The following is a 26,373-nucleotide window of genomic DNA, read 5'->3' as shown; positions in this document are numbered from 1 at the left end:
CGGAAGCCGGCAGCCCAACGCGATCAACAAACGCGACTTAAGCGGACACAATCTCCGAGATCGCGGCAGCAACAGGAACCACCTCGGCAGACTTTGCTCTGCAGCCATCGAGGCAGCGCTCACGCTTCGTGACAGTTGCGCCCATGGCTGCAGAGCAAAGCGGACCAGAGGTGAAGGAGCCCGCAGGCCGGAACGTTGCGCTGAGTGACCGGCATGGCTGTGGACAACGATCGTCGGCCGCACGAACCGGGGTAAGCCCGCAGTCGACCTGCCGGCAGCGCGAGCGACGTCGGGCGAGCGTCGGGCGAGCGTCGGTCAGTAGCGCTCGCGCAGCAGCTGGGCGGCCTCGACGGCCCAGTAGGTGAGGATGATCTGGGCGCCGGCCCGGCGGATCGAGGTGAGCGTCTCCAGCATCACGCGCTCGCGGTCGATCCAGCCGTTCGCGGCGGCGGCCTCGACCATCGCGTACTCGCCGGAGACCTGGTAGGCGGCGACCGGGACGTTCACCGCGGCCCGGACCGCCGACACCACGTCGAGGTAGGGCAGCGCCGGCTTGACCATCACCATGTCGGCGCCCTCGGCCACGTCCAGCTCGACCTCGCGCAGCGACTCGCGCAGGTTCGCCGGGTCCTGCTGGTAGGTGCGCCGGTCCCCCTCCAGCGCCGACTCCACCGCGTCGCGGAACGGGCCGTAGAAGGCGGAGGCGTACTTCACCGCGTACGCGAGCACCGAGACGTCCTGGTGCCCGGCGGCGTCGAGCGCCTTGCGGACCACGCCGACCTGGCCGTCCATCATCCCGGACGGCCCGACCACGTGGACCCCGGCGGCGGCCTGGGCCACCGCCATGTCGGCGTACGCGGCGAGCGTGGCGTCGTTGTCGACCCCGCCGTCCGGGGTGAGCAGGCCGCAGTGCCCGTGCGAGGTGAACTCGTCCAGGCACAGGTCGCTCATCACCACAGTCGAGTCGCCGACCTCGGCGATCACGTCCCGGATCGCCGTGTTGAGCACGCCGGCCGGGTCGACGCCACCGGAGCCGGTCTCGTCCCGCGTCGCCGGCACCCCGAACAGCATGATCCCGCCGACCCCGGCCTGGACCGCCTCCGCGGCGGCCTTGCGCAGCGAGTCCCGGGAGTGCTGGAGCACCCCCGGGAGCGACGCGATGGCCCGCGGCTCGGTCAGCCCCTCCTTGACGAACATCGGCACGACCAGTTCGGCCGGGTCGACGCGGGTCTCGGAGACCAGCCGCCGCACGGCCGCGTTGCTACGCAGCCGGCGGGGCCGGATCTCGGGGTACGGCATGACGGGCCTCCTGTCAGCGGAACCGCAGGGCGGTCGGGCCCTGCACCTTCGAGCCCCGGCGCTGCTTCGCCGGCATGGCGGCGAGCTTCTCCCGCAGCTCGACGGCGTAGGCGGCGAGCGCCTCCACCAGGTCGGGCACCGAGGCGTGCGGCGGCTGCACGTCGACGCGCAGGCCGAACTCGGTGGCGGTCTCCGCCGTCTTGGGCCCGATCACTGCAACAACGGTCCGCGCGTGCGGCTTCCCGGCGATACCGACGAGGTTCCGCACCGTGGACGACGAGGTGAACAGCACCGCGTCGAACCCGCCCGACTTGATCGCGTCGCGGATCTCGGCGGGCGGCGGCGCCGCGCGCACGGTCCGGTACGCGGTCACGTCGTCGACCTCCCAGCCCCGCTCGGTCAGGCCGGCGGCCAGGGTCTCGGTGGCGATGTCGGCGCGCGGCAGCAGCACCCGGCCGACCGGGTCGAGGATCTCGTCGTGCGGCGAGAACTCGGCCAGCAGGCCCTCGGAGGACTGCTCCCCGGACGGGATCAGCTCGGGCTGGATGCCGAAGGCGCGGACCGCCTCGGCGGTGGCGTCACCGATGCAGGCGATCTTGACGCCGCCGAAGTGGCGGGCGTCGAGGCCGTGCTCGGCGAACTTCTCCCACACCGCCCGGACCGCGTTCACCGAGGTGAAGATGACCCAGGCGTACCGGCCGTCGACCAGGCCCTTGACCGCCCGCTCCATCTGCGCCGGGGTACGCGGCGGCTCGACCGCGATGGTCGGCACCTCGCACGGGATCGCCCCGTACGCGCGCAGCCGTGCGCTCATCACGCCGGCCTGCTCCTTGGTGCGGGGCACCAGCACCTTCCAGCCGTACAGCGGGCGGTTCTCCCACCAGCTCAGCTTGTCGCGGTCGGTGACGGCCGCGCCGACGGTGAGCACCACCCGGCCGGTGAAGCCGAGCGCCGCCGCGACGAACGAGTCCACGCTCGACGTGGTGGTGTACTGCGTCTCGCCGGTGCCGTCGCCGGTCACCCCGACCGCTGTGGTGCCGTCGACACCGGCGGCCAGCAGGCCGTCCCGGACCGCGGCCAGGTCACCGGCGTCCACCGCGAGCGCCAGCGAACCCCGGCCCACGGCCGTGGCGAGCGCCTCGAAGTCCAGCGCGGTGACGTCCTCGACGTCGGCGGCGGTGCGTACGCCCGGCAGCGGGACACCCGCGTAGGTGGCGACGCCCTCGGCCTGGCCGACGCCCGGCACCACCTCGAAGTGCGCGGCGGTACGGGCGACCGCCTGCACCTCCTTGACCACCGAGTCGTGGCCGAACGGGTCACCGGCGACCAGGTGCACGGCGTTCTGCCCGGCCCGGGCCGCGGAGATCAGCACCTTCGCCACGTCCCCCGGTACGCCCTCGGCGGGGCTGAACTCGGCGTCGGGCCGGGCCTGGGCGCGGACGTGCGCCAGGAGCGACTCGGGTACGCCCCGGTCGTAGACCACCTGGTCGGCGTCGACCAGGGCGTCCAGCGCCCGGCGGGTCAGCAGGCCCGGGTCGCCGGGACCGGCCCCGACGAATGCGATCTGGCCTACGGGCTTACGGGTGCGGGTCATTCTGTGCTCCCAAGTTGCTGGGTCCCCGGGCCGGCCTGTGCGTCCTGGCCGAGGATCGAGTCGGCGCCGAGTTCGAGGAGTTCGGCGGCGAGTGCCTTGCCGATCTCCGCCGCGTCGGCGGGCGTTCCGGTGCGGGACAGCCGGAGGTCACGCGAACCGTCCGGGCTGATCACCGCACCGCGCAGGTAGATCTCCTGATTGACGTCGCCCTCGTCGGTGGGCTCACCTTCGGCGAGGACGGCGTACGCGGCCACGGGTGCGCTGCATCCTGCCTCCAGGGTGGCCAGCAGCGCCCGTTCCGCGACGATCGCGGCACGGGACGGTGCGTGGTCGAGCAGCGCGAGCAGCTCGATCACGTCCTGGTCGTCGGCCCGGCACTCGACGGCCAGCGCACCCTGGGCGGGCGCGGGCAGCATGAGCATCGGGTCGAGCGTCTCGGTGATGACGTCGGCGCGGCCGATCCGGTTGAGCCCGGCGCGAGCCAGCACGACGGCGTCGAGGTCGGCGTCCGGGCCGAGCACCCGGCCGAGCCGGGTGTCGACGTTGCCCCGGATCGGGGTGACCTCCAACTGCATGCCCAGCGCGTGCAGCTGGGCGATCCGGCGCAGCGCGCCGGTGCCGACGCGGGCGCCGGGCGGCAGCTCGGCGAGCGTACGGCCGTTCGTCGCCACCAGCGCGTCACGCGGGTCCTGCCGGGGCGGTACGGCCGCGACGTGCAGGCCGGGCGCCGCCGCGGTGGGCAGGTCCTTGTACGAGTGGACGGCGAAGTCGATCTCGCCGGCGGTCAGCGCGTCGCGCAGCGCGGAGACGAACACACCGACGCCGAGCCGCTGCACCGGGGCGGTGGACCTGTCGCCGGCGGTCACCACCTCGACCAGCTCGACCGGTCGGCCGGTGGCCGCGGTGAGGGCCTCGGCGACGTGGCCGGACTGGGCCATCGCCAGGGCGCTGCCCCGGGTACCGAGGCGAAGGGGGGCGGTCATCGCGCACCTCCGGTGGGCGGGACGTCGGCGGCGTCGAACGACGACCGGCCGTCGGAGTCGGTGGCGACCACGTCGGGAACGGTGTCGACCGGGGACGTCTGCGGAACGTCCAGGTCGAACAGTTCGCGCAGCAGCGCCGCGTACTGGTCGCCGCCGGGCTCGGCGGCGAGCTGGCGGACCCGTACGGTCGGCTGGTGCAGCAGCCGCTGCACGACCCGGTGCACGGTGCGGGCGACCTCGGCGCGCTGGTCGTCGCTGAGGTCGGGGCGGCGCTGGCCGAGCCGGCGCAGCTCGGCGGTGACGACGTCCTCGGCCCGGCCGCGCAGGGCGGCCACCGTCGGCGCGACGTCGGCGCCGCGCAGCCAGCTCAGGAACGCCTCGACCTCGCCGGCCACGATCCGGGCCACCTCGGCGGCGTCGGCCGCGGCCGGTCCGTCGGCGAGGACGGCGGCCATCCGGTCGATGTCGATCACCTCGACGCCGGGCAGCTCGGCGACGCCGGGCTCGACGTCACGCGGGACGGCCAGGTCGAGCAGGACCAGCGGCCCGCGGTCGGCGTCCCGGCGGGCCAGCGCCCGGGTCACGACGTCACGGGTGAGCACCGGCTCGGTGGCGGCGGTGGCGGCGACCACGACGTCGACGTCGGCGAGCGCGGTGATCAGCTCGGCCATCGGCACGGCGGACGCGCCGTACGACTCGGCGAGCCGGACGGCACGGGCGGCGCCCCGGTTGGTCACGGTGAGCGGGCCGGCGCCCAGCCGGGACAGCGTGGCCACGCCCAGCGAGCCCATCGCGCCCGCGCCGACCACCATCGCGGGCCGGCCGGCCAGGTCACCGTCGAGCAGCTCGGCGGCGAGGTCGAGGGCGGCGGTGACGACGCTCTGCCCGGCCCGGTCGATGTTGGTCTCGGCGTGCGCGCGCTTGCCGACCCGCAGCGCCTGCTGCATCAGCTCGTGCAGCAGCCGGCCGGCCGAGTCGGCGCCACCGGCGGAGTGGTAGGCGTCGCGGAGCTGGCCGAGGATCTGCGCCTCGCCCACCACCATCGAGTCGAGCCCGGCGGCCACCCGGAAGACGTGGTCCACGGCGGCGGCGTCGTAGTGCACGTAGAGGTGCGGGGCGAGCGCCGCCGGCTGGCAGCCGGCCTGGTCGGCCAGGACCGCGCAGATGTCGCCGAGTCCGCCGTGGAACCCGGAGACGGCGGCGTAGACCTCCACCCGGTTGCAGGTGGAGACCAGGACGGCCTCGGCGACGTACGGCTGGGCGATCAGGCGGTCCAGCGTGCGGGTGAGGTCGGCGGGCGGGACGGCCAGCTGTTCCAGGGTGGCGACCGGGGCGGTGCGGTAGGACGCGCCGACGACGAGCAGTTTCACGTGCCGATCGCCTCCTGGGTGTCGGTGGCCGCGAGTCCGCCGGGCAGGGCGGTGAGGGCGGACCCGCCGGTGGCGGGGAGCGCGGTCAGCGATGCCTTGCGGTGCTCGTGGAAGGACAGGATCTGCAGCTCGATGGCGAGGTCGACCTTGCGCACGTCGACCCCGTCCGGAACCGAGAGTACGCACGGCGCGAAGTTGAGGATGCTCGTCACGCCGACGGCGACCAACTGGTCGGCGACCGCCTGGGCGGCGGGGGCGGGGGTGGCGATGACGCCGATCGAGATCGACTCCTCGGCGACGATCTGTGGCAGCTCGTCGACGTGCCGTACGACCAGGCCGTTGATCTGTTCGCCGACGCGGGACCGGTCGGCGTCGACCAGCGCGGCGATGCGGAATCCGCGGTTGGCGAAGCCGTCGTAGCCGGCCAGGGCGTGACCGAGATTACCCACGCCGACGAGCGCGACGGTCCGGCACTGGGTGAGCCCGAGCACCTCGGAGATCTGGTCGACCAGCAGCGCCACGTCGTAGCCGACGCCCCGGGTGCCGTACGAGCCGAGGTGGGACAGGTCCTTGCGGAGCTTCGCGGAGTTGACGCCGGCGGCGTTGGCGAGGCCCTCGCTGGACACCGTCTCGTGCCCGGCGTCGGCGAGCGCGTGCAGCGCACGCAGGTATTCCGGGAGCCGCGACACGGTCGCCTCGGGCAGGTCCGGAAGCGCCGGTACGGCACCGGTGCGACCGGGCGCGCCTGGTTGACGGTGCTGGCTCATGAGACTCCGTGCGGTGCGATCCTCGACCAGCGACGGGGGCCGGTCGTTTCGGGACTCCCGCTGGCGACCGAGATTGCCGGCTGTGCTAGCAGGGCGCGTCGGAACTACAGAGTAGGTGTTTGTGAAGGGGTGCACAAATCGCGATCTTGAAAGCTCGCGACGCGCCTTCACCTGCCCCTCCATTCCCGCAAGATCGATCAACCGCGTCTCTCGGCGGCGCGTGGCGATTATTGCTCAATCCAGACTTCCCTGACCAATCGCGCGGGGGCCGTAGCGCTCCGTGACCGGCGTGGCGAGGCGAGTCTCACGTTTTCAGTAGGGACAACCCCACCCCCGAAAGGCCAGCGTGCGGGATGGGTGGGCGGGGCGCGCGCCCATAGCCTCGAACCATGACCGCCGCACCACTCGCCACCGCGCCCACTCCGCTGTCCCCCGTCCACGGGCTCCTGCGCCGCCTCGCCCGCGAGACCACCTACGTACTGGTGGGCTTCCCGCTGGCGCTCGTCGGCTTCGTGCTGGCAGTGGTGGGGATCTCACTCAGCGCCGGGCTGCTGGTGACCACGCTCGGCCTGCCGATCCTCGCCGGCTTCCTCTACGCGGCCCGCGGGCTGGCCGACATCGAGCGGCTCCGGCTCGCCGGGGTGCTGGACCGGCCCCGGGTACGGCCGGTCTACCGCACGCCGGAGCCGGGCGCCGGGTTCTGGCGGCGGGTGTTCACCCCGATCCGGGACGTGCAGTCGTGGCTCGACCTGCTGCACGCGTTCCTCCGGTTGCTGGTGGCGGTGCCCACGTTCGTGGTGCTGGTGGTGTGGTGGGTGCTGGCCCTGGGCGGCACGCTCTACATCACCTACGACTGGGCCATCCCGCGTGGCGCCGGCGAACAGGACCTGAGCCAGCTCCTCGGGATGGGCGACGGCCCCGGCGCGCGGATCGCCCTGAACACCGCGATCGGGCTGTTCGCCCTGTTCACTCTCCCGCTGATGGCGCGCGGCTGCGCCCGGCTCCAGGCCGGGCTGGCGTACTCGCTGCTCACCGGCGTGGCCGAGATGCGGCAGCGGATCGTCACGCTGGAGGAGCAGAAGCGGGCCGCCGCCTCGGCCGAGGCGGTCGCGCTGCGCCGGCTGGAGCGCGACATCCACGACGGCCCGCAGCAGCGGCTGGTCCGGCTCGCCATGGACCTCGGCCGGGCCCGCCACCAGCTCACCGCCGATCCGGAGGCGGCCCGGCAGACGCTGGACGAGGCGGTCGCCCAGACCCGGGAGACGCTGGACGAGCTGCGTGCCCTGTCCCGGGGCATCGCGCCGCCGATCCTGGTCGACCGGGGCCTGCCCAGCGCGCTCGCCGCGCTCGCCGCCCGCGCCCTGGTGCCCACCGAACTTGCGCTCGACGACGACCTGGGCACCGCCGCCGGCCGGCTCGACCCGGGGCTGGAGAGCACCGCGTACTTCGTGGTGGCCGAGGCCCTGACGAACGTCTCGAAGCACAGCCGGGCGACCGCCTGCCGGGTCGAGGTCACCCGGAAGGTGGGCCGGCTGGAGATCACCGTCACCGACGACGGAGACGGTGGCGCGCACGTGGCCAAGGGGCACGGGCTCAGCGGCATCGCCGACCGGGTCCGGGCGGCGGGCGGCACGCTGGAGGTGGACAGCCCGGCCGGCGGGCCGACCCGGATCCACGCCGAGCTGCCGAGGTGACCCGGTTCGCCCGGATCCGGGGCCGCCGGGCGGCCACCGGGTCCGGGCGTGATAGACACCGGACCCATGCGGGTGGTGATCGCGGACGACGCCGTACTGCTCCGGGAGGGGCTGGTCCGGCTGCTGACCGAGTTCGGGCACGAGGTGGTGGCGGCCGTCGGTGACGGTGACGCGCTGGTCGAGGCGGTGGTGGCGCACCGGCCCGACATCTCGGTGGTGGACGTGCGGATGCCGCCGTCACACACCGACGAGGGACTGCGCGCCGCGGTGGAGGCCCGCCGCCGGGTGCCGGGCACGCCGATCCTGGTGCTCTCCCAGTACGTCGAGGTGTCGTACGCCGACGACCTGCTGGACACCGCGGGCGGCGCCGGCGGCGGCATCGGCTACCTGCTCAAGGACCGGGTCGCCGCGATCGACGAGTTCCTGGACGGACTGGCCCGGGTGGCGGCCGGCGGCACCGTGCTCGACCCGGAGGTGATCAGCCAGTTGCTGGTCCGGCGGCGGCGCGACGACCCGCTGGCGTCGCTGACCCCGCGCGAGCGCGAGGTGCTGGCGCTGATGGCCGAGGGCCGCTCGAACACCGCCATCGCCCGGACGCTCGTGGTCAGCGACGGCGCGGTCGAGAAGCACGTCCGCAACATCTTCACCAAGCTCGACCTGCCCCCGGACGCGACCACCCACCACCGCCGCGTCCTGGCCGTCCTGGCCCACCTGCGCGCCTGACCGGGCGGGTCAGGCGAGCGTGCGGGCCAGTGTCACCGCCTCGGTGAGCGTGTCGGCGGCCGGGTGGCCGCTGCCGCGCAGCCGGTCCGGGTCGGACAGGCCACCGGTGTAGAGGACGCAGCGGGCACCGACCGAGGCGGCGGCGTCGGCGTCGTCGATCGAGTCGCCGATCAGCACCACCTCGTGCCCGCCCAGCCCCAGCTCGGCCAGGTGCTTCTCCAGCCACTCGGCCTTGCGCCCGCCGCCGACTGTGGCGCGCAGCCCGTCCACCCGGCGGAAGTGCGGCGTCAGCCCGTACGTGTGCACGGTCGGCACCAGCTCGTCGTGGAACCACATGGACAGCAGCGACTGGCTGCCCTCCCAGGCCTCGATCGCGGCGGTGGCGTCGGCGGCCAGGGCACAGGTGGTCAGCCCGGCCCGGTACGCGTCGTGGAAGACCCGGTCGAGCGTGCCGAACGCCTCGGCGTCCACTGCCCGGCCGAGCATCTCGGCGTAGTAGTCGGCGATCGGCCGCCGGAACCGCACCCGGTGCTCCGCCGCCGTGACCGCCGGTCCGCCGGCGCTGGCGAAGGCGACGTTCGTGGCCTGGACCACCAGGTCGAGGTCGTCGAGGAGCGTTCCGTTCCAGTCCCACACGAGGTGGCGTCGCATACCCGTCACCCGAGCACTCTAAGGCTAGAGCTGCGGCGTCGTCAGGTCGCGCAGCAGCCGGTCCTCCTCGACCCGCCAGTAGCCGTGCTCCTTGCCGTCGAGCAGCACCACCGGCAGCCGGTCGCCGTAGTCGCGCTCCATCTCCAGGTCCCCGGTGACGTCCCGCTCCACCCAGCGGTCGCCGGTGACCGCCACCACCCGGTCGAGCGCGGCCTTCGCGTCGTCGCACAGGTGGCAGCCGGGCCGGGTGATCAGAATGAGCCTCGCGTCACTGGACATCGGATACCTCCGTGCGGATCTCGGTCGGCGGCGCCGGCGACGGCACCGCGGGCGCCGGGCGCAGCTCGGTCTTGCGTACCTTCCCGATCGCCGAGTACGGCAGGCTGTCGACGAACTCGACGGCGGTCGGGCACTTGAACCGGGCCAGGTTACGCGCGCAGTGGGCGAGCAGTTCCTCCGCCGTCACCGGCGGACCGGCCGCCCGGACCACGTACGCCCGCACAGTCTCGCCGGTCCGCGGGTGCGGCACGCCCAGGACGGCCGACTCGGCCACCCCGGGGTGCGCCTGGAGCACCAGCTCCACCTCGTGCGGGTAGACGTTGAAGCCGTTGACCAGGATCAGCTCGCCGAGGCGGTCGACCAGGAACAGGTCGCCGTCGGCGTCGGCGTACGCCATGTCACCGGTGGCCCACCAGCCGTCCGGGTCCGGCCCGCCCCGCCCGTCCGGCCAGTAGCCGGCGAACAGGTTCGGTCCGCGTACCACGATCTGCCCGGGGTCGGTGCCGCCCGGCTCGTCGGAGAGGTCCATCTCGTCCTCGTCGGGGGCGTCGGCGGGCACCCCGTCGCGCCACAGCTCGACGCCGTCGGAACCGGTCAGGCGCAGCCCGACGCCGGGCAGCGGGCGGCCGATCGAGCCCGGTTTCGGCTCGCCGCCGACGAGCGTCGAGGTGAGCACCGGCGCGGTCTCGGTGAGCCCGTAGCCGACGTGCACCGGGTGCCCGGTCAGCTCGGTGAAACGCGCGCCGGCCGCGAGCGGCAGCGGCGCCGCGCCGCAGACCGCGACGCGCACGGAGGCGAGCGCCGCGGCCGGATCACGCGCCGCCTCGGCCCAGGTCAGGAACATCGACGGTACGCCGACGAGGACCGTGACCCGGTGCCGGGCGATCTCGTCCAGCGCGCCGGCCGGACCGGGCTCGTCGACGAGCACGCCTGTCGCGCCGTGCCGCACGACGGCGCCGAGCGCGGAGTTCAGCCCGTACGCGTGGAACAGCGGAAGGGCGAGCAGCACGACGTCGTCGGGGCCGACCACCGGCGGTTCGATGCGGTCGACCTGGTCGTGGTTGGCGGCGAGCGCCCGGTGCGACAGCATCGCGCCCTTGGGCCGGCCCTCGGTGCCGGAGGTGTAGAGCAGGACGGCCAGGTCGTCACCGGAGCGGGCCCGATACCCGTCCGGCGGGTCGTCGTCGGCGACCGGCGGCGCGGTGTGCACGGCGCGCAGCGCGGGCAGTTCGGCGGCGTCCACCCGCGCGGTCACCTCGGGCGCGCCGACCAGCACGGCGGCACCGGAGTCGGCGAGCACGTGCCGCAGCTCGCGGGCGGTGAGCGTGGGGTTGACCGGTACGGCCACCAGTCCGGCCCGGAGCGCGGCGAGGTACGTGACGACGAAGTCCGGTGTGTTGCCGAACGCGATCGCCGCCCGGGGCGGGTGGCCGGTGCCGTCGGCCGGTGGCGCGTCGGCGAGCAGCGCTCGGGCGGTGGCGGTGACCGCGTCGTCCAGCTCGGACCAGGTCAGCGTCCGGTCGCGCCAGTGCAGCGCGGCCCGGTCGCCCCGCCGCGCGGCGGCGTCGCGGAGCCGGTCGGCGAGGTTCGGCGCGGAGCTTTCGGCGGCGTCCTGCACGGTGGCTGAGTCTGGCACAGCCGGGTCCGCCGGGCCATGCCCGAACACCGCGTGGGGTCCGCCGCACGGGACTGCAATTGCCGTACGGTGGGATTCCTGACCACGGGATGAGGATCTCCACCGATGCCGGGGCGGGCAGCCGGAGTCGACCCGGCCGCACCCCTCCCGCGACACGCCGAGCGAAAAGAAAATCGGCTCCGACCAGGACTTTCCACTCCGGACCAGGTTCCGGCGCGAAAGTCAACCACACACGACGGACAACGGGTCCGCCATGTGTGCGACCTGGCGGGAAATACTTCCGCTCTGTGTAACGGACTTGCCACGCGTGGGTGACGTTGGCCCTATCATCACTCGGGTCGGCTCACCCCATTTGCCGTGAGTCGACACCCCTCAGCCCGAGGAGGCCCCCGTGCCCGTGAGCGCATTGGACCAGCACCTCAAGGGGATCTGCCGCCCGCCGGCACGTCCCGACCCGGCCGTGCCCGACCGGGTGACACCCGGTCCTCCGGCGCGGTCCCTGTCCGCTCAGCCTGGGGAGGCGCGGTGACCACCTTCGGTTACGCCGAACGACCGGCCGGCGTCACCGGCCCGACACAGCGCAACCCGCTCAACGAGCGCGCGGACCCCCCCGGCCCACGGGGCGCCGACGGACAGCTCGCGGTACGCGGCGACGGGCGGCGGGTACGCAGCCGCGCGCACCACACGAACGAGGCGCCGCCCCGCCCCGCGACCCCGGGCGGCAACGCGAAGCCCGCGGCCGGCCGCCTGGGCAGCCCGACCCGCCCGACCATGCCGGCCCAGGCACGGCGCGGCGACGCGGCGACCGGGGCCGAGCCGTCCGCCGCCGAGACCGCTGTCCTGCCGGCGGTGACCACCGGCGACACCGCCGTCCTGCCCGCCGTGCCGGCCGCCCCCGCGCCCGCGCCCGCCACCGGCTTCCCCAGCCGCCCCGACCCGTCCGACCCGGCCACCGAGGTGTGGACGCTGGTCGAGCGCGCGCAGGCCGGCGAGTCCGAGGCGTTCGGGCTGATCTACGACCGGTACGTCGACACCGTCTTCCGGTTCGTCTACTTCCGGGTCGGCAACCGCCAGCTCGCCGAGGACCTCACCTCCGACACGTTCCTGCGGGCGCTCAAGCGGATCGGCAGCTTCACCTGGCAAGGGCGCGACCTCGGCGCCTGGCTGGTCACCATCGCCCGCAACCTGGTCGCCGACCACTTCAAGTCCGGGCGCTACCGCCTGGAGGTCACCACGGGTGACGTCCTGGACGCCGACCGGGAGGACCGCGGGCCCGAGGGCAGCCCGGAGGCGGCGGTGGTGGAGCACATCACGAACGTCGCCCTGCTGACCGCCGTCAAGCAGCTCAACCCGGAGCAGCAGGAGTGCATCGTGCTGCGGTTCCTCCAGGGCTTCTCGGTGGCCGAGACGGCCCGCGCCATGGGCAAGAACGAGGGCGCCATCAAGGCCCTGCAGTACCGGGCGGTCCGGGCGCTGGCCCGGCTGCTGCCCGACGGCTTCCACTCCTGAGCGGCAGACACACCCGTCCTTCTCCACCGGCGCAGGCGCCGGGCGCTGTCGTGTGCCCGACGCCCCAGGCGAGCCGATCACTCTTGGTGATTTCGCCGCCGTCCCAGCCGTAACCGGCGACCGGCGCGGTCCGTTTCTCCGGGTGCGACCAGTGGTTGTCCCGGCGTCCCCCGGGCCACCCGGTCCGGCGGGTCAGGTCGGCCGTCCCGGTCGGCTCTGCGCCACACGCTGCCACCGGTCGCTGGTGACGACGACGGCCGCCCGGCCGTGACCAGCGAGAGGGGGTGCCGCGGTGGACAGCGACCTCTTCTCCCGTCGGCGGGCCGAGCGCTTCGCGCAACTCCTCGACGAGGCCAACGGCGGACGCCGGCACCACGTCCGGTCCAAGGCGGACGGTGAACTCACCGCACTCGTCGAGGTGAGCCGCCGGCTCACGACCGAGCGGCCCGACGTCGAGGTGGACGCCGAGTTCCGTACCGGCCTGCGGGCGATGCTCGTGGCCACCGCCGAACGCGAGGGCATCGGGACGCCGGCCAGGACCACCACCACGAGCGGGGTACGCGGCGCGCTGCTGCCCGCCATCACCGGCCGCCGGGCGCGGGCCCGGGGCGCGATCCTGGTCGGCGTGGCCGCCGGGGCGGTCGCCCTGTCCGGCATCTCCGCCGCCAGCGAGAACGCGCTGCCCGGTGACGCCCTGTACGGCATGAAGCGCTCCACCGAGCGCGCCCAGCTCGCGCTCGCCAGCTCGGACATCAGCCGCGGGCAGCTCTTCCTCGACTTCGCCCGCACCCGGCTCGACGAGGCCGCCTCGGTCCGCGACGACCGGCTCGGCTTCAGCGCCGTCCTCGACGACATGGACGCGGACACCCGCCAGGGCGTACGCCTGCTGACCACCGTCGCCGCGCAGCGCTCCGACCCGGCGGCGCTGGACGCGGTGGACACGTTCCTGGCCGGCCAGCGCCGGGTGGTCAGCGGCCTGCTCGACCGGCCCGACCACGCCGACCGGGACCGCACCCGCCGCTCGCTGGCCCTGCTCGACGCGGCCGGCAAGCGCGCCGACGCGCTCCGCGAGGCGATCGCCTGCGGGCTGCCCGCGCCGCAGGCCAGCGACACGCTCGGGCCCGCTCCGGCCACCTGCCCGGCCGACCGCTGAGCGGCGGGCGCGTAGCGCGCCACACTTCTCCCGGCGGACACCAGGCCGTCACACGGTGCCGGATACGCTCGACGCGGAGGGCGTACGCGGTCGTCGAGGCAGGGAGGTCGCCGTGGCCGGAAGCCGGAAGGTGACCGTCAGCACCGACGCGCACGGGCACACCGCGGGCTGGTCGGAGGCCCCGTCGGCACCGGCGACCACAGTCACGCCCGACCCCACGGCCGCCGCGTTCTTCGACGTGGACAACACGATGATGCAGGGCGCGTCGATCTACTGGTTCGCCCGCGGGCTGGCCGCCCGGAAGTACTTCACCACCGGTGACCTGGCCCGGTTCGCCTGGCAGCAGGCCCGGTTCCGGCTGCTCGCCACCGAGCACGCGGGCGACATGTCGCAGGCCAAGGACGCCGCGCTCGCCTTCGTCGAGGGCTGGCGGGTCGACGACATGGAACGCCTCGCCGACGAGATCTTCGACGAGCTGATGGCGCCGCGCATCTGGGCGGGCACCCGTCGCCTGGCCCAGCGTCACCTCGACGCGGGTGAGCGGGTCTGGCTGGTCAGCGCCGCCCCGGTCGAGATCGGCCGGGTGATCGCGGCCCGGCTCGGCCTGACCGGCGCGATCGGCACGGTGGCCGAGGTGGTCGACGGCGCGTACACCGGCCGGCTGGTGGGCGATCTGATGCACGGGCCGGCGAAGGCCGAGGCGGTCACCCAGCTCGCCGCCGTGGAAGGGCTGGACCTGGCCCGGTGCGCCGCCTACAGCGACTCGGCGAACGACCTGCCGATGCTCTCCGTGGTCGGCCGCGCGGTGGCGGTGAACCCCGATCCGGCGCTGCTGCGGCAGGCCCGCGAGCGGGGCTGGGACGTGCGCGACTTCCGCACGGGGCGGCGGGCCGTACGCATCGCCGTGCCGTCCACCGCGGCCGCCGGGCTGCTCGCCGGCGCGGTCACGGCCGGCCTGGCGCTGCACCGGCGCCGCCACCGCGACGCCTGAACCGGCGCGCCCCGGCTCAGGGGCCGAACGGGTCCGGCCGGCGTTCGAGCAGCTTGTGCAGCGTCTGCTGGATCGTCTCCCGCACCTGGTCGGCGAGGTTGAACACCACGAGCGGGTCGTCCGCCGCGTCGCGCAGGTGCGCGGTCGGGATCGGCGGGCAGAACTCGATCAGCCACTTGCTCGGCAGCGGGACCATGCCCAGCGGCCCCAGCCAGGGGAACGTCGGCGTGACCGGGAAGTACGGCAGTTTGAGCAGCCGGGCCAGCGGCTTGATGTCGGCGAGCATCGGGTAGATCTCCTCGCCGCCGACGATCGCCACCGGCACGATCGGCGTCCCGGTCCGCAGCGCGGCCGAGACGAACCCGCCCCGCCCGAAGCGCTGGAGCTTGTAGCGGTCGGCGTAGAGCTTGCCGACGCCCTTGAAGCCCTCCGGGAACACGCCCACCAGTTCCCCGTTGCCGAGCAGCCGCTCCGCGTCCGGGTTGCACGCGACGGTGCCGCCGGTCTTGCGCGCTATCTCGGAGACGACGGGCATCCGGAACACCAGGTCGGCGCCGAGCAGCCGCAGGTAGCGGTGCGCCGGGTGCCGGTCGTGCAGCGCGGTGGAGAGGATCAGCGCGTCGAGCGCCACGGTGCCGGAGTGGTTGCCGACGACCAGGCCGGCGCCCTCGGCGGGCACGTGCTCGACGCCGGTGACCTCGGTGCGGAACCAGTCCCGGTAGAGCAGCCGGACCAGCGGGTGGACCACCGCGTCGGTCAGGTCGGGGTCGAAGCCGAACTCGTCGACCTCGTAGTCGCCGGCGAGCCGCCGCCGCAGGAACGCCAGCCCCTGGGCCACCTTGCGGTCCCAGTGGTCCCCGGGCCGGTCGGCCACGGCCGGGCCCGGCGGCGTGTCACCGGCCGGCGCGTTCCCGGTCGGCGCCGCGTCCGCGGGCGCCTGCCGCGCGACGGCCTTCTTCGCGACGGCCTTCTTGGCGACGGCCTTCTTCGCGACGGCCTTCTTGGCGACCGTCTTCTTGGCCACCGTCTTCTTGGCCACCGTCTTCTTGGCCACCGTCTTCTTGGCCACCGTCTTCTTCGCCGGCTGGTGGGGCGTGGCCGGGCCCGGAACGCCCGCGTCGGCGGCGCCCGGCTCGTCGGTGGAGGTGTCCGGCTCGTCGTCCATCGCCGGCGCGGCCGGGCGGGCGGACGGTGCGGTCACCCGGCGGTGCCCGTTGCGCCGCGCCGGCTCCGCGCCCGGATCCGGCACACCCAGCGGTACGTCGTAGCGCGCGTCACGCCGCTCGTCGGGGCTGCTCACGAGCGCTCCCGCACCGACGAGCGGACCTGCCGGATGCTCTCCAGCACCAGCTGCTCGGCGGCGGCGAGCTGGTCCCGGGTGACCACGACGCCGCCGTGGTGGGCGCGGATGAAGTCGTCGAACGCGGCGGCGGTCGAGCGGGGCGTGAAGCCGTACTCCCGCTCCAGTCGGCTGGTGTCCACCACCCGACCGTGCACGAAGAGGTCCACCTGGTCCAAGCCGTACCCGCCGAAGCCCAGACTGCGGGCGATGGCGGCGACCCCGGCCAGGCCCGGTTCCAGCACCGGCACCGCCACCCGGCCGGCCCGGCGGATCGCCTGCGACAGCGACAGCACTCCCGGCCCGGCGACGTTGTACGTGCCCGGGTGGTCCTCGGCGACGGACCGGTGCAGCACCTCCAGCGCGTCGTCGAAGTGCACGAACTGCAGGCGCGGGTCGCGGCCGAAGACGGTGGGCACCACCGGCTGGGAGAAGTAGCGGGTGAGCGTGGTGTCGGCGGCGTACCCGATGAACGGCGCGAAGCGCAGCACCGTGGCGGTGACGTCGGGCCGGCGGCGGCGGAACCCGCGGACGTACCCCTCGATGTCGAGGATGTCGCGGCCGAAACCACCGCGCGGCACCTCCCGCGGCTCGGTCTCCTCGGTGAAGACGGCCGGATCGCGGAACGACACCCCGTACGCGGCGGTGGACGAGCGGACCACCAGCTTGCGCAGCCGGGGCGCGCGTTGCGCGGCGGCGAGCAACTGCATGGTGCCGATGACGTTCTGTTCCTTCATCCCCGCCCGGCCGCCCTGCTGCGGGTCGGGGGCGGTGACGAGCGCCAGGTGCACCACCGTGTCGACGTCGAGGTCGAGCAGGAGGCCGCCGAGCGAGTCGAGATCCAGGCGGATCCGTTCGACGTCGGAGAGCAGGTCGGTCAGCTCGGGGTTGGGTGGCGCCGGGTCGACCCCGATGACGCGCTCGATGCGCTCGTCGGCGGCGAGCCGGGCGGCCACGTGGGCGCCGAGCCAGCGACCGACCCCGGTGACGACGACGACCCCCGGGGCACCGGAGGTGTCACCGGGGGTCATGTCGTGCGCCTAGCGCGGCAGGGGGGATCGAGCCGGGACATCCACGGCCTGATCACCTGAGCCTCCGAGGGTCGACAGTTGGCAAGTGGTGCCGGGTGCCGGGCCAGTGCCCGGCACCGGTCACTTGCCGAGACGGCGACGCTGGACGCGGGTCTTGCGCAGCAGCTTGCGGTGCTTCTTCTTAGCCATGCGCTTGCGGCGCTTCTTGACCACCGAGCCCATACGACAGCCTTTCGATGCAACGTGCGGGGCGGACCGGACGGCACCACCACGGGTGGCGCCGTGACCGCTTGCGGACAACGGACCGGACCAGCGTGGTGGGCAGGGCACACCAGAGAGCGGTCACGGTCGTGGCCCAGCCTAACCGGAGTGCGTCAGCAGGACCAACGCGCCCCCGTCGATGCCCCTTTTCGTCGCACTCGGCGGACCGGCGCGGCGAGTGCTCAGGCGGACTCCTGGAAGGCGCCCCGGAGGTATTCGTGCACGGCGTGCTCGGGCACCCGGAACGACCGGCCGACCCGCACGGCGGTCAGCTCACCGCTGTGCACAAGGCGGTAGACGGTCATCTTGGAGACCCGCATGACCGTCGCCACCTCGGCGACGGTCAGGAACCTGACATCCGACAGCCGTGCGTCGGACTGCGACCCGGCCATGGCTCACCGACCCATTCCCGTGCCCGGCGCGTGTCACCGGGCAGGTGTTCCCGCCTCGACGAGCGACGCGCGTGTAACCAGTACGGTAGCGGGACGGCTGTGACCTGCGCGATCCCTTCCACCCTTTGATCATGGCGAGACAGCCGTTCACCCGATGTCTACCAGGGCTTTTTCGCCCGGACGGGTGTCTCGTCCGATCCGGCTACTCGGCACGCAGCGCCACCACCTACTCCGCGCGCAGCGCCACCACCGGGTCGAGCCGTCCGGCCCGCTGCGCCGGCACCACGCCGAAGACGATGCCGACCGCCGCGGACACGCCGAACGCCAGCGCCAGCGACCACCAGGTGATCGCCGCCGGGATCGGCGAGAACGCGTCCACGAGCAGCGCGGTGCCCACGCCCAGCGCCATCCCGGTCAGGCCGCCCACCGAGGTGAGCAGCACCGCCTCCAGCAGGAACTGCACGCCGATGTCGCGGGGGCGGGCGCCCACCGCCTTGCGCAGCCCGATCTCGCGGGTCCGCTCGCGTACCGAGACCAGCATGATGTTGGAGACACCGACGCCGCCGACCAGCAGCGAGATGCCCGCGATGGCCGCCAGCACACCGGTCAGTACGCCCAGGATGTCGCCGAGCACGCCGAGGATCTGCCGCTGGGTGACGGCGCTGAACTCGGTGTCCGGGTGCCGGCGGGACAGCTCCGCCACGATCCGGTCACCGAGTTCGTCGATCCGCTCCCGGTCCGGTGCCTTCACCGCGATGCCGTCGATGCGCTGCGTGCCCCACAGCCGTTGCGCCGCCGTCACCGGTACGTGCACCTCGTCGTCCCGGTCCACGCCGAGGCTCTGCCCGAGCGGGGCGAAGACGCCGATCACCCGGAACCGCACGCCGGCCAGCGTGACCTGCTGGCCGAGCGGGTCACGGTCGGGGAAGAGCGCCCGGGCCACCGAGTCGCCGAGCACCGCCACCCGGCGGCTGGTGTCCACGTCCGCCCCGGTGAGGTAGCGGCCCCGCGACAGCGACCGGGTGAACACCGACGGGGTGGTCTCCAGGACGCCCTGCACGGTGGTGAAGTCGGAGCGGTTGCCGGCCCGCGCGGTCGCGCCGGAGGCCACCGTGACGGCGACCCGGCCGGGGTCGCCGACCACCCGGGAGACCGCGTCGGCGTCGCTGAGGTCCAGCGGCGAGACCACCGGCGCGTTGCCCACCTCGATCCGGCCCGGCACCACCAGCAGCAGGTTCGAGCCGAGCCCTTCGACCTGCTGCTCGACCTGCTGTTTCGTGCCGGTGCCGATGGCCACCAGGATCACCACCGAGGCCACCCCGATGATCACCCCGAGCATGGTCAGCAGGCTGCGCATCCGGTTGGCCCGCAGCGCGTCCGACGCCACCCGCCACGCCTCGGCCAGCCTCATCCGGCGTCGCCCCCGCCTCGCGGGAGGCGGCCGTCCGACCGGGGAAGGCGCTCCTCGTTCCGGAGGCGCTCCTCGTTCCGCGGAAGGCGCCCGGTGGCTCCGGTGGCGCCACCGGGGCCACCGGGCGGGTGCCCCGGGCCGCTTCCGGACGCGGACCGGGGCTCCGCGCTGGGAGCGGGGTCCAGTGTCGCAGGTACGCCGGAGCCGTCCGACGGCGGTCGATCATGAAGGCTGTCGGACCGGATCAGCCCGTCCCGTACCGCGATGCGCCGGTGCGCCCGGGCGGCCACCTCCTGGTCGTGGGTCACCATCACCAGCGCCACCCCGGACTCGGCGTTCAGCCGTTCGAGCAGTTCCAGCACCGCCTCGCCGGTGGCGCTGTCCAGGTTGCCCGTCGGCTCGTCGGCGAGCAGCACCGCCGGCTCGGTGACCAGCGCCCGGGCGATCGCCACCCGCTGCTGCTCGCCGCCGGAGAGCTGGTTGGGCCGGTGGTGCAGCCGGTGGTCGAGCCCGACCCGGCCCAGCATCGCCGCCGCCCGCTCCCGCCGCTGCCGCGCCCCGACACCCCGGTAGACCAGCGGCAACGCCACGTTGTCCACAGCCGACGTACGGGCCAGCAGATGGAACGCCTGGAACACGAAGCCGATGGTCTCGTTGCGCAGCGTCGCCAGCTCCGGGGCGGTGAGCGTGGTCACGTCCCGCCCGCCGATCACCAGCCGGCCGCCGCTGGGCCGGTCCAGCCCGCCGAGCAGGTGCATCAGCGTCGACTTGCCCGAGCCGGACGGCCCGATCACCGCCACGTACTCGCCCTGGTCGATGGTGAGCGACACCCCGCGCAGCGCGGACACCGACACCCCGTCCAGCTCGTACGTGCGCCAGACGTCGACCGCCTCGACCGCCGGTACGGTCACGGCAGTTCCTGGCCGTCGCGCACCTGGTCGGCGCCGCGCACCACCACCCGGTCACCGGCCCGTACGCCGTCGACGATCTGCACCAGGTCCTGACCCTGCACGCCGACCGTCACCGGCACCCGGCCGGCCCGGCCGTCGCGCAGCACCCAGACCGCGTCCCGCCCGTCGGCGGAGAACACGGCCGACGCCGGCACCGCCACCGCGTCGGCGGCCTCCCGCACCCGCAGCCGCACCACCGCGTTCATGCCGGGCCGGGGCGCCGGTGCCGCCTCGGCCTCACCGAGGCGTCCGGCACCGAGGTCGAGCCGGACCCGGTAGGTGACGCCGCCCCGCGCCGAGCTGGTGGGCAGCACGTCGACCGAGCGCACAGTCGCGTCGTACGTCGCGCCGGTCACCGCGTCCAGCTCGACCGACGCGGGCACCCCGGCCCGGACCAGCAGCACGTCGGTCTCGTCCACCTCGGCGAGCAGGCCGAGCCGGCCGATGTCCACCACCGTGAGCACGGGCGTGCCGGCGGTGACCCGGCCACCGGCCGGGATCGCGTCGTCCACGCCCGGCGGCGGGCCGCCCTGCCCGCCCGTGCCCAGCGCCGACGGGTCGAGACCGGGCACCGCCGCGCCACCGGCAGCACCGAGCAGCCCGGCCAGGTCGGCCGGTGCCGCCGCCCGGGTGCCGCCCGGCTGCACCACACCGGCGATCGGCGCGCGCAACGTCAGCGCGTCCACAGTCGCCTTCGCCAGGTCGTACGCCTGCTGGGCCTGGAGTCGTTGCGCGGCCGACAGCGCGCCGACGGCGCTGTTCAGGCCCGCGACGCCGCGCTGCACCTGGGCGACCGCCCGGTCGGCGGCGCGGGCGGCGGACTCGTACTGCCGCTGCGCCGACTGGACCTGGAGCAGCAGCGCGGCGCGTACCTGCGGGTCGCCGACCTTGCCGGCGGCGGCGCGGGCGGCGGCGAACGCCTCGTCGGCGGCCCGGTCGGTGCCGCGGAGGCTGCCGCCCAGGTCACCCGTGCCGGTGCCCCGCCCGGCCCGCTTCGCCGCGCGCAACGCGTCCCGCGCCTTTGCCAGACGGTCCCGGGCCGACGGCGAGTCGATCACCGCGAGCACCTGACCCCGGGTCACCCGCTGTCCCGGCTGGACCCGCAGGCGGGCCAGCGTGCCGTCGGCCGGTGCGGTGAGCGTGGCCGCGGCCCGCGCGGTCACCGTGGCCGGGGCGTCGATCACCTCGCTGACCGGCGCGCGGCCCACCTCGGCGACGGTGACCGCGGGGGCGTCGTCGCCGCAGGACGCGGCGGTCGTGCCGGTCAGCGCGACGACGGCGAGCACGACGGTGACGAGACGGGGGCGGCGGGCCGCGGGCAGCCGCGGCGAGGGAGTGCGGGCCACCCGGCCCATGCTACGACCCGTCGACAGGCGTCGACGTGTCAGCCGACGACGGCCCGGACGTAGGCGACGCAGTCGTCGTGCAACATCGACCACGGGTCGCCGAACACCTCGTCGGCGGCCTGCTCCGGGGTCCGGCCCTGGTGCACCACGGCCCGGTAGAAGTCCAGCATCCGCTGCTCGCCGTACCTGTCGACCAGATGCCGTACGGCCAGGTAGCCGACGCCGTACGCGCCACCGACCCGGTCGTCGCTCGCGTCGTCGGCGGGCGCCACCGCGTCCAGCCGCCCCGACCACCCGCCGCGCAGCAGGTCCCGCACCTCGGTCAGGCCGTCGTAGCGGTGCACGGGCTGCCCGTCTGCACCGGCGTACTCGGCCAGCCCCTCCACCAGCCACCAGTCCGCGCGGTCGGCGTAGCCCCGGTCGGGCAGCGAGGCCGCGTGGGTCAGCTCGTGCCGGAGCAGGTCGTCGAGGCCGGCCGGGGTGACGATCTGGGCGTTGAGCACCACGTCGTGGCGTCCACCCCCGACACCCACCGCGTAGCCGGCGGTCCACTTCGGCCGCCCGCCGCCGTACCAGCGCTGCCACTCCCCCTTCCCGGCGTAGTAGACGAGGTACCGGTCCGGCGGCCGGCCGCCGATCGCGTACCGGTCCGCGGCCCGGGCGGCGGTCTCGGCCTGGGCGAGCAGACCGGGCAGCCGGCTGCGCTGGGCCGGCGTGGTGGCCACCACGACCCGCTTGCCGACCGCCACCGCCAGGTCGTTCACCTGCCACGGACGCACGCCCGCCGGGTCCGTCGACGCCGGGTCCACAGCGGTCAGCCGGGGCTCCTCCCCCGCCAGCCGCCAGCGCGTGCCCAGCTCCACGGTGCTCGGCGCGCACTCCGGCACCACGAAGCAGTAGCCGACCGTCACCGCGAACCGCCACTCCCCCGGCTTCCCGTCGACCGCCGCCGGCACCCCGTCCGCCGCCGACCGCCAGGTCGTGACCCGCAGTGCCCGCAGCGCCGCGTACCGGCGGCTCAGCGCGGGCCGGGCCGCCGGCTCGGCGATCGCGAGGAAGCCGGCCCGGTCGGCGCCGACGAGCGCGGCGGCCTGCCGGTCGAGCAGCGCGAGCATCCGCTCGCCGAGCCGCCGCTGCGCCGCCGTGCCCGGGTCGTGCTTCGCGGCCGACCGCCCGGCCGCGTCCGGCGCCGACTCCCGCAGGAGTACGCCGGGCACCGCGCCCGCCACCAGGCCGAGCGCGAGTCCGAGCGCGGTCCAGAGCGGCCACCGCCGCCGTTGCCGCACCGTCCGCGCCGGGTCCGGCTGCGCCAGGGGTACGGGGTACGGCGCCGGACCAGCGGCGAAGTGCGGCAACGACGCCGCGTCCGGTGCCGGTGCCGGTGCCGGTGCGATGGTGTCGACGGCGGCGTCCACGCCGGCAGAGGTGGCGGCGTTTTCGGCGTGGGTGTCGTCAGCGCGGGCGGCGGCGGCGGCGCTGAGGTTGGCAGCGCTCGCGTCGGCCGCGCGGTCGGCGCTGGCGCTGACGTGGACGGTGCTCGTGTCGGCGGCGCTCGCCTTGTCGGCGCTCGTTTCGGCGGCGCTCGCCTTGTCGGCGCTCGCGTCGGCGGTGGGACGAGGCTCGTCGCCGTCCGTCGTCCGGCCGGGAGGCTGCTCGTCGCCGTCGGTCACCGGCGAAGGGTACGACCAATCGGGCGTTCCGGGAAAGAGTCCCGCCGTGTTCCGCCTCGCCTCAAGATCTTGGTACGAAAGCGCCCTGATAGGGGCCGGTTCGTACCAAGATCTCTCAGATCGGGGTGCCGGTCAGCGTCAACGCCGTCTTGTCGGCTGCCCAGAGGGCCACCAGTGCCACGCCGGGTGCCGCGTGGCCGGCCAGGGCGAGCAGCACGCCGCCGGCCAGGAAGCAGGCGGCCTGGACGGCGAGCTTGGCCGGGTCGGGCAGCGTCACCGTGGCACGCGGTGAGCAGAACAGTCCCCACACCACGGCGATCACCAGCGGCGCACCGAGCCCGGCGAGCAGGCGCAGCGGCCAGCCGGCGTCGAGCGTGAAGCCCCAGTACCCGGCCGAGCCGAGCACGGCCAGCTCCAGCAGGAAGATCACGCCCAGCAGCAGCGCGGTCATCGGTCCTCCCAGGAACGGTAGGCGCGGTCCAGGCCGGCGATCATCTGGTCGAAGGAGCGGTCGGTGTCGCGGGGCAGCCCGAATCCGCGCGCCGCCTCCAGCGCGACGAAACCGTGCACGGCGGCCCGGAACATCCGGATGGCGTCGGTCGCGGCGTCGCCGTCGAGGCCGTACCCGAGCAGGATGGCCCGGACCGCGCCGACCGCGCGCTCTCCGGCGGCCAGGTGTTCGGGGTCGGCCGGGTCGGGCGCCCGCTGGGCGGCCGGGTAGCGGCCGGGGTGCTGCCGCGCGTACGCCCGGTAGGCGGCGGCGACGGCGCGCAACGCGTCGCCACCGGCCCGGCCCGCGGCGGCGCCCGTGAGCACGTCGGCGATCTCGGCGGTGGCGAGCACGGCGAGCTTCTGGTGCAGCGCGTCCACGCCCCGCACGTGCTTGTAGAGGCTCGGCAGCGCGACGCCGAGGCGGGCGGCGAGCGCGGCCAGCGTCAGCTTCTCGTAGCCGACCTCGTCGGCGAGCGCGGCGGCCTCCCGCACGACACTCGCCGGGGTCAGGCCGGCCCTAGGCACGTGCGGTCACCGCCAGGAACTCGACCAGGTCGGCGGCGGTGGCGTCGGGCTGGTCGGCGTGCGGGTAGTGGCCGGAGTCGGCGACCATCCGCGCCTCGGCGACGGCGAACAGCCGCCGCGCGGCGCGCGCCTCGGCGCCCGGGTCGGAGAAGTCCGGGTCCTTCGCGCCCATCAGCACCAGCGCCGGGCGGCGCACCTCGGGCGCCCGCGCGGTCCAGTGCGGGTCGGCCGGCGCGACCACGCCGCGCACCGCGGCCATCCGCCCGCGCAGCTTGGCGACCATCTCCTTGCGGTACGCGGCGTCGTCCGCCGGGCGCCCGCACGGGAACAGCGTGCGGTGGAACAGCCCGAACAGGCGGGGACTGCGGAGTACGGCGGCCTGCGCGACCCGCATCAGCGGGTTCGGCTTCGGGGTGCCGACGAACGCGCCGATCTGCACGATGCCGCTGACCAGTTCCGGCGCCTCGGCGGCGGCGAAGACGACCGCGGCGGCGCTGGACGAGCTGCCGACCAGGGTGGCGGGCTCCCCGCCGAGCGCCCGCACCACGGCGAGCAGGTCGCCGCCGACGTGCTCGGGGGCGTACGTGGGCCAGTGCGGGCTGGAGTCGCCGTGCCCGCGGACGTCGACCGAGGCGACCCGGTAGCCGGCCGCGACCAGCCGGGGCGTCAGGTGCCGGAAGGCGGCCCGGTTGTCCCCCATGCCGTGCGCGAGGACCACGAGCGGTCCCGATCCGTGCACCTCGTACGCGATCGTGCCGCCGTCCCGCACCACCTGGCTAACCGTCATAGCCGTAAAGCTAATGTCATTAGCCAACCTCGTCAAGCTTGACCTCAACCCGAGGTGAGGTCGCACGATCCCGGGCATGCCGATCACCGCCGACACCCACGTACGCCTCGCCCGCCCGAGCCGCGACCTCGCCGCCGCCGAACGGTTCTGGACGCAAGGGCTGGGCCTGGACGTGCTCTACCGGAGCGAGGGCGGTCACGCGGACGAGCACGACCTGGTGATGCTCGGCCTCCCCGGAGCCAGCTGGCACCTGGAGCTGGTCGGCGGTCCGACGCTCGCGGTCGAGCCGCGTCCCACCGGGGAGGACCTGCTCGTGCTCTACCTCGACGGCCCGGCCGACGACGAACTGGTCCCGAGACTGGAACGGGCCGGCGGGACCAGGGTCTCCGCCGGCCCGTACTGGGACAGGTGGGGTGTCACGTTGACCGACCCGGACGGCTACCGCCTCGTGCTGTGCACCCGGGCCTGGTCGAACGACTGACTCACTTCTTCGACAGCACCGCGCGGCCGAAGAACGCCAGGTTGGCCGGGCGCTCCGCGAGCCGGCGCATCAGGTAGCCGTACCACTGGTCGCCGTAGGGGACGTACGTCCGCACCGTGTAGCCCTCCCCGACCAGGCGCTGCTGCTCCTCCGGGCGGATGCCGTAGAGCATCTGGAACTCGAACCGGCCCGGGTCGCGGTCGAACCAGCGCGCCCGGTCCTCCCCGATCGCGATCAGCCGCGGGTCGTGCGTGGCGAGCATCGGGTAGCCGTCGCCGGACATCAGCACGTTCATGCAGCGCACGTACGACTTGTCCACCTCGCGGGCGGACTGGTACGCCACCGACTCCGGCTCCTTGTACGCGCCCTTGCACAGCCGCACCCGCGACCCCGCCGACGCCAGCTCCCGGCAGTCCGACTCGGTCCGCCGCAGATACGCCTGGAGCACCGCGCCGGTCGACGGGTGGTCCTTGCGCAGCTTCGCCAGGATGTCCAGCGTCGAGTCGGTGGTGGTGTGGTCCTCCATGTCCAGCGTGACGGTGGTGCCCGCCGCGTCGGCCGCCGCGCAGATCGCCCGCGCGTTGTCGTACGCGAGCTGCTCGTCGAACATCTGGCCCAGCGCGGACAGCTTCACGCTGACCTCGGCGGCCGGGGTGAGCCCGGCGGCGGCGAGGCCGCTGAGCAGCGTGAGGTACTCGTCCCGGGTGGCGTTCGCCTGCTCCGGGGTGGTGGTGTCCTCGCCCAGGTAGTCGAGGGTGACCGCTTGGCCGTCGGCGACAAGCTCGCGGGTGGCGCGCAGCGCGTCGTCGGTGGCGGCGCCGGCGACGAACCGGCGGACGACGTCCCGGGTGAACGGGGCCGTCGCGACGAGCCGCTCCACCTGGGAAGACCGGGAGGCGGCGAGGATGACGGAACGGAGCATGAGCCGAGCGTAACGCTCACCACCGGGCCCCCGCCGGGTGCGTCCGAGGCCCGCTCCTCCCGCCCGCTCCCGCCCTCCGGCCCGGGCCGGGCACCCCCGGCTGGCGGGGATCGGCTA

General features: G+C 74.5%; 26 protein-coding genes. 6 read left to right on the top strand and 20 right to left on the bottom strand.

The window, feature by feature from the left end:
* Window positions 1-315: 315 nt before the first annotated feature.
* From hemB to M8C11_RS04305, 5 genes are read right to left on the bottom strand one after another with little or no spacing between them, the layout of a single operon-like run.
* A complete protein-coding gene (gene hemB / locus M8C11_RS04325) occupies window positions 316-1,299 on the bottom strand; it encodes a porphobilinogen synthase (protein WP_120572977.1) in 984 nt (327 codons plus the stop codon).
* Window positions 1,300-1,312: 13 nt separating this feature from the next.
* Window positions 1,313-2,893, bottom strand: a complete 1,581-nt coding sequence (locus tag M8C11_RS04320) for a uroporphyrinogen-III synthase (RefSeq protein ID WP_091426652.1) — start codon at window positions 2,891-2,893, stop codon at window positions 1,313-1,315.
* Window positions 2,890-3,876, bottom strand: a complete 987-nt coding sequence (hemC, locus tag M8C11_RS04315) for a hydroxymethylbilane synthase (protein ID WP_120572976.1) — start codon at window positions 3,874-3,876, stop codon at window positions 2,890-2,892. Before hemC ends, M8C11_RS04320 begins: the two co-directional genes overlap by 4 nt.
* The gene (locus M8C11_RS04310; RefSeq protein ID WP_120572975.1) at window positions 3,873-5,246 is read right to left on the bottom strand and encodes a glutamyl-tRNA reductase; all 1,374 of its coding nucleotides are present in this window, start codon (window positions 5,244-5,246) and stop codon (window positions 3,873-3,875) included. The genes hemC and M8C11_RS04310 overlap by 4 nt, the downstream gene beginning before the upstream one ends.
* Window positions 5,243-6,013, bottom strand: a complete 771-nt coding sequence (locus M8C11_RS04305) for a redox-sensing transcriptional repressor Rex (protein WP_252448416.1) — start codon at window positions 6,011-6,013, stop codon at window positions 5,243-5,245. The genes M8C11_RS04310 and M8C11_RS04305 overlap by 4 nt, the downstream gene beginning before the upstream one ends.
* 389 nt (window positions 6,014-6,402) lie before the next feature.
* Between M8C11_RS04305 and M8C11_RS04300 the strand changes: the two genes are divergently transcribed.
* Both M8C11_RS04300 and M8C11_RS04295 read left to right on the top strand, forming a co-directional pair.
* The gene (locus tag M8C11_RS04300) at window positions 6,403-7,707 is read left to right on the top strand and encodes a sensor histidine kinase (RefSeq protein WP_252448415.1); all 1,305 of its coding nucleotides are present in this window, start codon (window positions 6,403-6,405) and stop codon (window positions 7,705-7,707) included.
* Between the two features lie 66 nt (window positions 7,708-7,773).
* Window positions 7,774-8,430: a response regulator transcription factor gene (locus M8C11_RS04295; RefSeq protein ID WP_252448414.1), complete on the top strand. Its 657-nt coding sequence runs from the start codon at window positions 7,774-7,776 to the stop codon at window positions 8,428-8,430.
* A 9-nt stretch (window positions 8,431-8,439) separates the two neighbouring features.
* Here M8C11_RS04295 and M8C11_RS04290 read toward each other — a convergent pair whose 3' ends face one another.
* From M8C11_RS04290 to M8C11_RS04280, 3 genes are read right to left on the bottom strand one after another with little or no spacing between them, the layout of a single operon-like run.
* Window positions 8,440-9,081: an HAD family hydrolase gene (locus tag M8C11_RS04290; protein WP_252448413.1), complete on the bottom strand. Its 642-nt coding sequence runs from the start codon at window positions 9,079-9,081 to the stop codon at window positions 8,440-8,442.
* Between the two features lie 24 nt (window positions 9,082-9,105).
* Window positions 9,106-9,360, bottom strand: a complete 255-nt coding sequence (locus tag M8C11_RS04285) for a glutaredoxin family protein (RefSeq protein WP_252448412.1) — start codon at window positions 9,358-9,360, stop codon at window positions 9,106-9,108.
* Window positions 9,350-11,026 carry an AMP-binding protein gene (locus M8C11_RS04280; RefSeq protein ID WP_252448411.1) on the bottom strand — a complete coding sequence of 559 codons (1,677 nt, stop codon included), beginning with the start codon at window positions 11,024-11,026 and terminating at the stop codon, window positions 9,350-9,352. The genes M8C11_RS04285 and M8C11_RS04280 overlap by 11 nt, the downstream gene beginning before the upstream one ends.
* Before the next feature lie 495 nt (window positions 11,027-11,521).
* Here M8C11_RS04280 and M8C11_RS04275 point away from each other — a divergent pair, with 495 nt between their 5' ends.
* The 3 genes from M8C11_RS04275 (at window position 11,522) to M8C11_RS04265 (ending at window position 14,649) form a co-directional block, all read left to right on the top strand.
* Entirely contained in the window at window positions 11,522-12,505 is a 984-nt protein-coding gene (locus M8C11_RS04275) for an ECF subfamily RNA polymerase sigma factor, BldN family (protein WP_252448410.1), read from the top strand.
* A 292-nt stretch (window positions 12,506-12,797) separates the two neighbouring features.
* Entirely contained in the window at window positions 12,798-13,658 is an 861-nt protein-coding gene (locus M8C11_RS04270) for a DUF5667 domain-containing protein (RefSeq protein ID WP_120572968.1), read from the top strand.
* 112 nt (window positions 13,659-13,770) lie between these two features.
* On the top strand, window positions 13,771-14,649 hold the full coding sequence (locus M8C11_RS04265; protein ID WP_252448409.1) for an HAD family phosphatase: 879 nt from the start codon (window positions 13,771-13,773) through the stop codon (window positions 14,647-14,649).
* Window positions 14,650-14,665: 16 nt separating this feature from the next.
* On the opposite strand, the gene M8C11_RS04260 is transcribed toward M8C11_RS04265, so the two are convergent.
* The 11 genes from M8C11_RS04260 to M8C11_RS04205 all read right to left on the bottom strand — a co-directional run bounded on the left by M8C11_RS04260 (window position 14,666) and on the right by M8C11_RS04205 (window position 24,853).
* Complete coding sequence (locus tag M8C11_RS04260; RefSeq protein WP_374667063.1) at window positions 14,666-15,814, bottom strand: lysophospholipid acyltransferase family protein; 1,149 nt, start codon at window positions 15,812-15,814, stop codon at window positions 14,666-14,668.
* A 131-nt stretch (window positions 15,815-15,945) separates the two neighbouring features.
* Window positions 15,946-17,019 carry an NAD-dependent epimerase/dehydratase family protein gene (locus M8C11_RS04250; protein WP_120572965.1) on the bottom strand — a complete coding sequence of 358 codons (1,074 nt, stop codon included), beginning with the start codon at window positions 17,017-17,019 and terminating at the stop codon, window positions 15,946-15,948.
* Window positions 17,020-17,139: 120 nt separating this feature from the next.
* Window positions 17,140-17,241 (bottom strand): 30S ribosomal protein bS22, encoded by a 102-nt coding sequence (locus M8C11_RS04245; protein WP_007465623.1) that lies wholly within the window; start codon window positions 17,239-17,241, stop codon window positions 17,140-17,142.
* A gap of 221 nt (window positions 17,242-17,462) precedes the next feature.
* Window positions 17,463-17,672, bottom strand: coding sequence for a helix-turn-helix domain-containing protein (locus M8C11_RS04240; protein WP_013288759.1), 210 nt, complete (start codon window positions 17,670-17,672; stop codon window positions 17,463-17,465).
* Window positions 17,673-17,898: 226 nt separating this feature from the next.
* Complete coding sequence (locus M8C11_RS04235) at window positions 17,899-19,083, bottom strand: ABC transporter permease (RefSeq protein WP_013288760.1); 1,185 nt, start codon at window positions 19,081-19,083, stop codon at window positions 17,899-17,901.
* Window positions 19,080-19,994 (bottom strand): ABC transporter ATP-binding protein, encoded by a 915-nt coding sequence (locus tag M8C11_RS04230; RefSeq protein WP_252448407.1) that lies wholly within the window; start codon window positions 19,992-19,994, stop codon window positions 19,080-19,082. Before M8C11_RS04230 ends, M8C11_RS04235 begins: the two co-directional genes overlap by 4 nt.
* Window positions 19,991-21,388 carry an efflux RND transporter periplasmic adaptor subunit gene (locus M8C11_RS04225; RefSeq protein WP_252448406.1) on the bottom strand — a complete coding sequence of 466 codons (1,398 nt, stop codon included), beginning with the start codon at window positions 21,386-21,388 and terminating at the stop codon, window positions 19,991-19,993. Before M8C11_RS04225 ends, M8C11_RS04230 begins: the two co-directional genes overlap by 4 nt.
* A 29-nt stretch (window positions 21,389-21,417) precedes the next feature.
* Window positions 21,418-23,049: a hypothetical protein gene (locus M8C11_RS04220; RefSeq protein WP_252448404.1), complete on the bottom strand. Its 1,632-nt coding sequence runs from the start codon at window positions 23,047-23,049 to the stop codon at window positions 21,418-21,420.
* Window positions 23,050-23,164: 115 nt separating this feature from the next.
* The gene (locus M8C11_RS04215; protein WP_252448402.1) at window positions 23,165-23,500 is read right to left on the bottom strand and encodes a YrdB family protein; all 336 of its coding nucleotides are present in this window, start codon (window positions 23,498-23,500) and stop codon (window positions 23,165-23,167) included.
* Entirely contained in the window at window positions 23,497-24,066 is a 570-nt protein-coding gene (locus tag M8C11_RS04210) for a TetR-like C-terminal domain-containing protein (protein ID WP_252448400.1), read from the bottom strand. The genes M8C11_RS04215 and M8C11_RS04210 overlap by 4 nt, the downstream gene beginning before the upstream one ends.
* Window positions 24,059-24,853, bottom strand: a complete 795-nt coding sequence (locus M8C11_RS04205; protein ID WP_252448398.1) for an alpha/beta fold hydrolase — start codon at window positions 24,851-24,853, stop codon at window positions 24,059-24,061. Before M8C11_RS04205 ends, M8C11_RS04210 begins: the two co-directional genes overlap by 8 nt.
* Before the next feature lie 76 nt (window positions 24,854-24,929).
* On the opposite strand from M8C11_RS04205, the gene M8C11_RS04200 reads away from it, so the two are divergent.
* Window positions 24,930-25,334, top strand: a complete 405-nt coding sequence (locus M8C11_RS04200) for a VOC family protein (protein ID WP_252448396.1) — start codon at window positions 24,930-24,932, stop codon at window positions 25,332-25,334.
* 1 nt (window position 25,335) lies between these two features.
* Here the strand turns inward: M8C11_RS04200 and M8C11_RS04195 are convergent, their stop codons facing one another.
* A complete protein-coding gene (locus M8C11_RS04195) occupies window positions 25,336-26,256 on the bottom strand; it encodes a proline dehydrogenase family protein (protein ID WP_252448394.1) in 921 nt (306 codons plus the stop codon).
* Between the last annotated feature and the right edge of the window lie 117 nt (window positions 26,257-26,373).

It is taken from the genome of Micromonospora sp. CPM1 (assembly GCF_023896895.1).
In the GTDB taxonomy this organism is placed as follows: Bacteria; Actinomycetota; Actinomycetes; order Mycobacteriales; family Micromonosporaceae; genus Micromonospora; species Micromonospora tulbaghiae.
Note: the sequence above shows the minus strand (reverse complement) of the source record. Positions and strands in the feature narration are given on the sequence as shown.